This window comes from Sneathia sp. DSM 16631, from assembly GCF_014892235.1.
Classification (GTDB): Bacteria; Fusobacteriota; Fusobacteriia; order Fusobacteriales; family Leptotrichiaceae; genus Sneathia; species Sneathia vaginalis.
The window spans coordinates 55,491-64,243 of the sequence record NZ_JADBHL010000005.1; the positions used below are offsets into that span (position 1 = coordinate 55,491).

Annotated in this window: 13 protein-coding genes; 10 read left to right on the forward strand and 3 right to left on the reverse strand. The window is 27.5% G+C overall.

Features of this window, described 5'->3' with window-relative positions; genetic code table 11:
- A partial coding sequence (locus IMK15_RS03330) for a collagen-like protein (protein ID WP_192941884.1) occupies positions 1 to 1,300 on the forward strand: 1,300 nt, incomplete at its 5' end.
- Between the two features lie 48 nt (positions 1,301 to 1,348).
- On the opposite strand, the gene IMK15_RS06630 is transcribed toward IMK15_RS03330, so the two are convergent.
- Positions 1,349 to 1,498 (reverse strand): integrase core domain-containing protein, encoded by a 150-nt coding sequence (locus IMK15_RS06630; protein ID WP_264291110.1) that lies wholly within the window; start codon positions 1,496 to 1,498, stop codon positions 1,349 to 1,351.
- A 93-nt stretch (positions 1,499 to 1,591) separates the two neighbouring features.
- Between IMK15_RS06630 and IMK15_RS03340 the strand changes: the two genes are divergently transcribed.
- From IMK15_RS03340 to IMK15_RS03365, 6 genes are all read left to right on the forward strand, one after another.
- The gene (locus tag IMK15_RS03340; RefSeq protein ID WP_192941885.1) at positions 1,592 to 1,936 is read left to right on the forward strand and encodes a polymorphic toxin type 50 domain-containing protein; all 345 of its coding nucleotides are present in this window, start codon (positions 1,592 to 1,594) and stop codon (positions 1,934 to 1,936) included.
- A 1-nt stretch (position 1,937) separates the two neighbouring features.
- Entirely contained in the window at positions 1,938 to 2,132 is a 195-nt protein-coding gene (locus IMK15_RS03345) for a hypothetical protein (RefSeq protein WP_192941886.1), read from the forward strand.
- Positions 2,133 to 2,219: 87 nt separating this feature from the next.
- The gene (locus IMK15_RS03350) at positions 2,220 to 2,981 is read left to right on the forward strand and encodes a hypothetical protein (RefSeq protein ID WP_192941887.1); all 762 of its coding nucleotides are present in this window, start codon (positions 2,220 to 2,222) and stop codon (positions 2,979 to 2,981) included.
- 2 nt (positions 2,982 to 2,983) lie between these two features.
- Complete coding sequence (locus IMK15_RS03355; RefSeq protein WP_192941888.1) at positions 2,984 to 4,174, forward strand: acetate/propionate family kinase; 1,191 nt, start codon at positions 2,984 to 2,986, stop codon at positions 4,172 to 4,174.
- Between the two features lie 70 nt (positions 4,175 to 4,244).
- A complete protein-coding gene (locus IMK15_RS03360; protein ID WP_192941889.1) occupies positions 4,245 to 5,054 on the forward strand; it encodes a DUF4198 domain-containing protein in 810 nt (269 codons plus the stop codon).
- Between the two features lie 272 nt (positions 5,055 to 5,326).
- Positions 5,327 to 5,785 (forward strand): DUF441 domain-containing protein, encoded by a 459-nt coding sequence (locus IMK15_RS03365; RefSeq protein ID WP_046328968.1) that lies wholly within the window; start codon positions 5,327 to 5,329, stop codon positions 5,783 to 5,785.
- A 48-nt stretch (positions 5,786 to 5,833) separates the two neighbouring features.
- Here the strand turns inward: IMK15_RS03365 and IMK15_RS03370 are convergent, their stop codons facing one another.
- Positions 5,834 to 6,181, reverse strand: a complete 348-nt coding sequence (locus IMK15_RS03370) for a hypothetical protein (protein ID WP_192941890.1) — start codon at positions 6,179 to 6,181, stop codon at positions 5,834 to 5,836.
- A gap of 293 nt (positions 6,182 to 6,474) precedes the next feature.
- Between IMK15_RS03370 and IMK15_RS03375 the strand changes: the two genes are divergently transcribed.
- The 3 genes from IMK15_RS03375 to IMK15_RS03385 all read left to right on the forward strand — a co-directional run bounded on the left by IMK15_RS03375 (position 6,475) and on the right by IMK15_RS03385 (position 8,147).
- Positions 6,475 to 7,101 (forward strand): hypothetical protein, encoded by a 627-nt coding sequence (locus IMK15_RS03375; RefSeq protein WP_192941891.1) that lies wholly within the window; start codon positions 6,475 to 6,477, stop codon positions 7,099 to 7,101.
- A 517-nt stretch (positions 7,102 to 7,618) separates the two neighbouring features.
- Complete coding sequence (locus IMK15_RS03380; RefSeq protein ID WP_192941892.1) at positions 7,619 to 7,885, forward strand: hypothetical protein; 267 nt, start codon at positions 7,619 to 7,621, stop codon at positions 7,883 to 7,885.
- Complete coding sequence (locus tag IMK15_RS03385; RefSeq protein WP_046328964.1) at positions 7,875 to 8,147, forward strand: type II toxin-antitoxin system RelE family toxin; 273 nt, start codon at positions 7,875 to 7,877, stop codon at positions 8,145 to 8,147. Before IMK15_RS03380 ends, IMK15_RS03385 begins: the two co-directional genes overlap by 11 nt.
- A gap of 81 nt (positions 8,148 to 8,228) precedes the next feature.
- Here the strand turns inward: IMK15_RS03385 and IMK15_RS03390 are convergent.
- On the reverse strand, positions 8,229 to 8,753 hold a 525-nt coding region (locus IMK15_RS03390), incomplete at its 5' end, for an IS3 family transposase (protein WP_192941893.1).

An 8,753-nucleotide genomic window follows, 5' to 3' on the forward strand; every position in this document is an offset into this window, starting at 1 on the left:
ACCTGGAGAAAAAGGGCCAAAAGGAGATCCTGGACAACCTGGAGAAAAAGGGCCAAAAGGAGATCCAGGACAACCTGGAGAAAAAGGGCCAAAAGGAGATCCAGGACAACCTGGAGAAAAAGGGCCAAAAGGAGATAAAGGTGATCCAGGTAAAGATGCCAAAGTAAAATCAAGTACTGAAGATGCTTTAGGTAATACAATAATAGAATTTGAAGATGGAAATACTATTAAACTAAGTGCAGGTGGTAAAGGCGATAGTACTTTTGCATATTATGAAAAAGTAGTGACAGATTCTAAGGGTAATTCATATAAAGAATCTGAAATTACTAAGGTAGATGATAAATTCTTTAATGCTAGTGATAAGGTTGTTAAAGGTGCAGACGGTAAGATATATAAGGCAGATGATATAGCAGGTAGAACATATGATTCTAAAACTGGTAAATGGAGTGGTGATGCTGCTCAACCAACAGAAGCTAAGCCGTTAACTGAACAAGAATTGAGTAGTAAAAAGGTTTCTACTTCTAGATTGATTCGTGGTAAAGATGGTATGTTCTATACTGAATCAATGTTAAAAGATGCAAAATATGAAAATGAAAAATATGTTGGTAAAAATGGGGCAGAAATAACAGGTGGTTTAGATCCTAAAGATGTACTTATTAAAGCATTACCAGAAAAAAATAGTATGGTATTATCTAATATAGGTGAAGGTAAAATATCAAATGATTCTACAGACGCCATAAATGGAAGCCAATTATTCAAAGAATTAGGTGGTAAATTGAATTTAGATGGTTCTAATTTAACTAATGAATCAAAAGCTTCTTTAATTGGTAAATTATCAGATGGAGCAAATATAGAAAATCCTAATGGTGTTTTGGTTACTGATACTCAGGTTAAGGGATATTTAGATAAAAATATGAATAATATAAATGGAGCTATGGATAAATTGAACTCAAAAGCAAACTTAGCTTTAAGTGGAGTATCTAGTGCAGTTGCTATGGCTAATTTACCTAACTTGAATGATGGTAAGTTTAATCTTGCAGCTTCATATGGATACTATGGAGGATCACATTCGTTAGCTGTTGGATTTAGTGGAACTAATGATTCAAGAAACTTTGTGTATAAATTAAGTGGAGCTGTAAATGATAAGGGTAATATTGCATTCGGTGTAGGAGCAGGTATTACATTTGGTAGTGAAAAAACAGAAGTTAAGAAACTAAAAGAAACAGTTAAGGAACAAAGAGATAAGATTTCTAATCTTGAAAAAAAACTTGATGAAGTCCTTAAATTAATTAAGAAATAGAAAAAAAGTGTAATTTTGTACTGACCCCAAAAAGTTGGACAAATTAATTTAACTTATTAATAAGGATTGATTTCTGTAAGAAGCAGGAGTTAATCCTTTTAATTTTTCCTTTGTTCTTTTGTTATTTAATTCATCAACAAAGTTTTTAGCCCAAACATAAGGGTCTTGCCCATTAGCTTTTTTTGGTAACTTCTTCAAGATTACCTAATTTCATTATTGTAATACCACTTACTTTATTTCCATTTCTTACAGCTTTTATTACGCAAAAAAAATTGACAAAAAAATGTAGATATGAAGTATAATGATAGTAAGAAATATGTAGATTTAAAAACAAAAGCTAAAACAACTGTCCATTCTGGTAAACAAGGGAAACATATATTAGGACATAATAACTATCAAGGTGGGTCTTATGTATTTGATACAGTAGATATACAAGATTTAGTTAATAAATATGCAGAAAACGAAGAATTGAAATTTAAGCCTGATGGAAATTGGGATAAAGTAGAAATAATAGAAATTGATGAATATATAGGAATGTATATTAGTAAAAATAAAATTGAAATATATGAAACTAAAAGATTTTCAATTCATTATTCTAAAATAGGAATACATATAGTGCCAAGAAAGGAAAAATAATATGATTACAATAGAAGAAATGATAAAATCAGATGGGAAAAACGTTAATATATATTATACTGATGGTGAAATTTTAAAAAATGTATATGTTATTGAATATATAGAAGCGGAGTCAGAAGAAGAGGAAAACTGTTTAGAATTAGATAAAATATTAGTATTACAATCAGAAATAGAAAAAATAGAAATACTAGACTAGGAGTAAATATGTCAAACTTGGGAGAAAAAAAGTGTAATTTTACACTTTTTTTTGTATATGTGATATAATAAAGTATTAGGAGGAGATATGAAAAGAATTTTAATACTTTTGTTTTTATCTACGTTGAGTTTTTCGAATTTGTATCAAAGATTTGACAATAGAGACAGTTATTTACAAGCAATAAATGAAAATGAGAATATAGATGCAAATGAAAGGCTATTTGGTATATATTTTAATGCAGATTTATTAAAAGAATCTGAATTAATTGATGAAGAAGAAAAGATAATAGAAAAAAATCCTGATATTAAGTTGTTTATGGACTCATTACCTAAAAATGGTAAGTTGTATAATATAGAAGTGGTGATGAAAACATTTAGAGATATTCCTTTTATACTAGAAATGTATATAGAAAAAGGGTATATGAGTCAATTAAAAAGCAAGTTTAAAAAAACTAAGAATAAATACATTTACTATAGACTAAATGATAGATATGATAAAATAGAAAAGTACAATATGTCACAAGCTTTGAAGTATAGAATATTAGATAATATGACAGTAGGGCATCTTAAAATGATATATAAGGAGCCTAAAAAATATATGCCTGAGTTTTTGAACTTTGTAGATAAGAATTTGGGATATTACAATATACAGGATAAGAAATATTTATACAGTATCATAGTTCAAATTGAATACTCAACAGCCATGCTCTCAAAAGTTGATAAGAAGTATAGGGCGATATGTATTAAAGCTGATAAAGTTATAAGTAAATTAATTAAAGAAAAAGAAATAAAGATGTTAGATGAAGATAAAGGAATGTCTAATGTAGAATTTTTAAGAACATGGAGGTAATTATGAAAGTTTTTGTATTAAATAGTGGGAGTTCTTCTATTAAATTTCAAATAATTGAAACAAATACGCAAAAAACACTTATGAAAGGTTTGTGTGAAAGAATAGGGCATGAAAATTCAATATACACAGTAACAAATGTAGAGAAAGATTTGAAGGATAAGAATGTACCAGTATACTTTCATGATCACGAAGAAGCAATAAAAAAGGTTCTTTCCCTTATAACAGACGAAAGAATAGGAGTATTAAAGGATTATTCTGAAATAGATGCGATAGGACATAGAGTTGTTCATGGTGGTGAATACTTTAAAGATTCTGCAGTAATTATAGATGAAGTGCTAAAGGATATAGAGAGTGTGTCACATTTAGCACCATTACATAATCCAGCAAATATTAAAGGAATCAATGTATGTAAAAGACTTATGCCAGATAAGGCTAATGTAGCAGTATTTGACACATCATTCCATCAAACATTGGAAGAAGAAAAATATATATATGCACTAAAGTATGAAGATTATGAAAAGTATCAAATAAGAAAATATGGATTCCATGGGACATCAGTTAGGTATATAGTAAAAAAAGTGAATAAGATAGATTCTAGTTTGAAGAATATAATAGTATGTCACCTTGGTAATGGTGCATCAATTACAGCAGTAAAAGATGGAAAATCATTTGATACAACTATGGGATTCACACCACTAGCAGGGCTTCCTATGGGAACACGTAGTGGAGATATAGATCCATCAATATTAGAGTACTTATCTAATGTTAAGGGATTTAATGAAAAAGAAATGTTAAATTATCTTAATAAAGAATGTGGTATGAAGGGGCTATGTGGTAGCTCAGATAATAGGGATATACTATCACTAATTGATAAAGGTAACAAGAATGCAAAGTTAGCACTTAATGTATTTTGTAATAAAATAGCAAGCTATATAGGTTCATACTATGTAGAATTAGGTGGACTAGATGCAATAATATTCACAGGAGGTATAGGTGAAAACTCACCTGAAACAAGAGAATATGTCTGTGATAGATTAAAGGCTATAGGTGTAAAGTTAGACAAAGGGCATAATTTCATGAGAACTAATGACGATGTACTGTTAACCGATAGAGATTCTAAAGTTAAAGTATATAGAATTAGAACTAATGAAGAGCTTATGATTGCACTAGATGTTGAAAGATTAGTTTTATAGCAAAAATATTTTGTTGACAAATAAAGGCAAAAGGAAGATAATATTGATATAAGTATGAAAGGAGAAAAAAATGAAGAAATCAATTTTTTCTTTAACAATATTATTAAGTACATTGTCATTTGCACATTTTCAAATGATAAGTACATCTAATTTTGCTATTGATAGTTCAGCAAAGAATGTTAAACTTGATATGTTATTTACACACCCAGCAGAAAATGGATTCTCTATGGATATAGGAAAGAATGCTAAGGGTGAAATTAAACCAGTTGAAGCTTTTCTATTAAAAAAGGGAGATACTGTAATAAATGCTAAGGATAAATTAATAAAGACAAAATTTGGTAAAAAAGATAATAAGGCTTTAGCATACACATACGATTTTAATTTTAAAGAAGGGTTGAGACCAGGGGTTTGGACAGTTATTTTCGTTCCAGCACCGTACTTTGAAAAGAGTGAAGATGGATATATTAAACAAGCAACAAAGGTGTATATAAAGAAGGGTGACACAGAAAGTGATGAATGGCAAGAACGTCAAATGCCTAAAGGTGAACCAGAAATAATACCACATATAGATCCAACAAATATATGGAAGAACCAAGTATTTACAGCAAAAGTTGTAGATGAAAATGGAAATCCAGCAAAGAATAAAAGAGTTGAAGTTGAATTTAAAAATTATGATATAAAGGATGGTATGTTTGTAGGTAAACCTAAAACAGAACATTCAACAGCAGTAATATTAACAGATGACAATGGTATGTTCTCATTTGTTCCTACTGAAAAAGGACAATGGGGATTCTCAGCAATAGATGCTGCTACTAAGAAAACATTAGACGGTAAAGAAGTAGAACACGATGCAGTTTTATGGATAGAAGTTCAAAAATAGATTGAGAAGGTGTAAACCTTCTCTTTTTTTTACTCTTTTTTTGGAATATAACTGAAAAATATCCAAAAAAATTTTTTCTATGGTAGGATATAAATTAAGGGATTTTTTAAAAAAGTATCTAAAAAATAACTGAATTTAGCTTATTGACATAAAAAAAATGAGAAGATATAATCGAGGCATAAAAAAAAGAAGGAGAAATATATATGAAAAAAATACTACTTACTTTAACACTTATGTTCTCATTTTTAACATTATTTTAAAAGAGGGTAAAAATGGATAAATATATAATTTTGGTTTTAATGTGTGTAGTTGGCTATTTTAGTAAAAATAAAGGTTTACTTTATGCATCTATAATAGTTTTATTGCTTAGCATTTTACCTTTTCAAGATAAAACTTTAGGATTTTTTAAGTCAAAAGGCTTAAAATTTGGAGTGTTTATATTAACAATAGCAATATTATCGCCAATAGCTTTAGGTCAAATAAGTATAAAAAATCTAATTGAAACATTTACAAGTTATCAAGGATTAATCGCTGTTATAATAGGAATAATAGCTTCACTATTATCAAAACAAGGAATACAATTTCAAAGTATTAGTCCTAATGTAGTTATAGCTGGTAGTATAGGTATAATAATAGGAATAGTATCACTAGGCGGGACTGCTGTTGGACCTATAATAGCTTCTGGTATGACTTTTGTAATTATTAAATTAATAGGAAATTTTATTAGATAAAAAATAAAATACTATGTGATATATTAATGCCATATAAGTCTTTCATAGTTAAGTAGGATTTAATTTTCCATGCTCTTTAATAATTTCATTTTTAGCTTTAATTCTATAAGGGCAATAAAATTTTAAACTTTCATTAGATAAATTAGATGTATTAAATTTATTAGGTTCACTAAAAATGAAAGTTTTAAGACATAACTTACATCTTTTTTGAGTTTTAGTATGCATGTAATGCCATTCTTTAGTAGAATTACATTTAGGACATAGTTGATTAGGATTAGGGAAGTTAGGCTTTAAATAAGCCTTAGAATGCTTAAAATTACCATTAGAAAGTATTTCTTTGTAATTAAGAAACAATAGGAACTTTAATAGCCTCTTTATCAAGTTTAAAATACTCATAAAGAGGAGATCTAGAAATTTCATCTAAGGAATTAATTTGATTATTAAGAGATAAAATAACATTTGAAAAAGTTAGGTCTTGAATATTATTAATAAAATTTGCTATAATTGACACGTGATATCACCCTTTCTTGGTTGTGTTTTGCGATTCAATTATACAAGAAAATGGGAGGTATCACAATTTTTTTTATAGAAAGTGCTACAACCCAATAAAAACAATATATAAATTAAATTATATAAATAAAGGAGGGGCTGTATACTTTACAGTACCAAAAAAAGAAGGAGAAATATATATGAAAAAAATACTACTTACTTTAACATTTATGTTATCATTTTTAACATTTGCTCATGAACATCATCATGAAGAAGTGAAATTAGAAAATGCAGTTAATTATCATTCAGTAAAAGGAGCATTACACACAGACTTATCTATCGGAACACATGAAGGTGAATTACATGCTAAAATAGGTGAATTTGGTATGGTTGATGTGGAAAAAACTGAAAATGGTTACCAAACAGCTAATAAATTAATCACAATACAAAACACTAAAAAAGGTGCACACCTAAAAGTAGCTATCCTATTATTCGATAGAAGTGATTACTTTCCTACTAAATTTGAAAAAGAAATGAATTTCCATTCATACAATGGTGGATTTCCACATTTCCATGTAGACTTTTTAAATAAAGAATATACAAAAGTAAGATTACAAGAGAAAGAAGGATTAACTTTCAATGGTAAGATGACTGTAAATGAAGAAACAAAAGACAGAGTATTTACAGAAGAAAAAGGAAGATTTACAATAATTTTATTCTCTAAATATGATGATATTAAAAAAATGGAAAAGAACTTAACAAGAACAGCTATGTTTATATCAGAAATGGATTTAACTAAATTAGCAAATCATCATCATAAACACTAATATATTCTATCTAAGAAAGGCTTAGCCTTTCTTTTTTTATTCCTTTATTATATTCTCTACAAGTACAGCTTTTCAATGCTTCTTGTATTTTATTTACTGACATAACATTATCTATTTTATACTCTAATACTCTCATCAAAACTAAGCTTAACAAAATGAAAAATTTTAATAAAAATTAGTCACTTTGCAACAGCCCCCTTCAAAGTTGTTTGGATTATTATTTGAATTAAACTGCTGTATGCCGAACGGCACGTACAGTGGTGTGAGAGGGGGCACATATTAGAACCTACTCGATTGGATAATGAATATTCTCGTTATTATAAGCCTAATGCATTGAATTTACAATCTGGTGTATTCTAGAGCTTCTGAGAGCGTATTTGAGTATTTTTGACTCCAAAAAAATTCTGGAGTGAGATGTTTTATAAAAAGATTATTTGAAAATTATAATTAAAAATGATATAATGTGTATAATATGTATAGTGAGTATGAAACATATTGAGAAGGAGGAGACCTATTTATGACTATTCGTAAAAATATTACTTTAAAGCAAGAAGATTATGATTTAATTTCAAATTTTATTTTAAAAAAAGGATATAATTTTTCAGAGTTTTTAAGAGAAACAGCCTTAAAAAGAATAAAACAAGAAGAAGAAATAAGTTTATTAGATTTTTTAAATTCAAATATTTCTTTATTATCAAAAGAAGAACAATTAGAAATAGATAGTAAAAACATTGATTTTTCAGATATAAGTGGAGAGGAATTGAAATTAGAAGATGTTTTATAAGGTTTTATATAAAAAAGAAGCTAAAAAGTTTATAAAGAAAAACAAAATTTATGGAATTAAATTTATGAAAGCATTTGATGAAATTTCAAAAGATAAAAATAAAATATTTGAATATGATATAAAAAAATATATTCATAAAGATTATTATGATATATTTAGAATGAGAATAGGAGATTATAGAGCAATATTTAGAATTATAGATACTGAAATTGTCATATTAGTTTTTGATATTGATAGCAGGGGTGAAATATATAAAAAATAAGCCATATTTTTCATTCTAAGCGATTTTAAAAGTTAAGGGGCACAAAAATGTACTGACCCCAAAAAGTTGGACAAATTTAATTTAACTTATTAATAAGGATTGATTTCTGTAAGAAGCAGGAGTTAATCCTTTTAATTTTTCTTTTATTCTTTTGTTATTATAATAATCTATGTATTTTTCTATTGCTTTCTCCAATTCTTCTAATGTTTTGTAATTATCTTCTTGATCATAAAACATTTCAGATTTTAATAATCCGAAGAAACATTCCATTAATCCATTATCTAAACTATTTCCTTTTCTTGACATACTTTGAATTATCTTCTTTTCACTTAATATTTTCTGATAAGAAACATGTTGATATTGCCAACCCTGATCACTATGAAATATTAAATTTTCATAATTTTCATTTTCTTTAAATGCCGAATTTAACATATTATATATTTGTTTCAAGTTAGGACTTTGAGAAATATCATATGAAACTATATATCTTCCATAAGCATCTAATATTGGTGATAAGTATAGTTTATCTCCTCTTAAATTAAATTCTGTTACATCTGTAAACCATTTTTGGTTTGGAGCTGTTGCTTCAAAATCTCTATTAATATG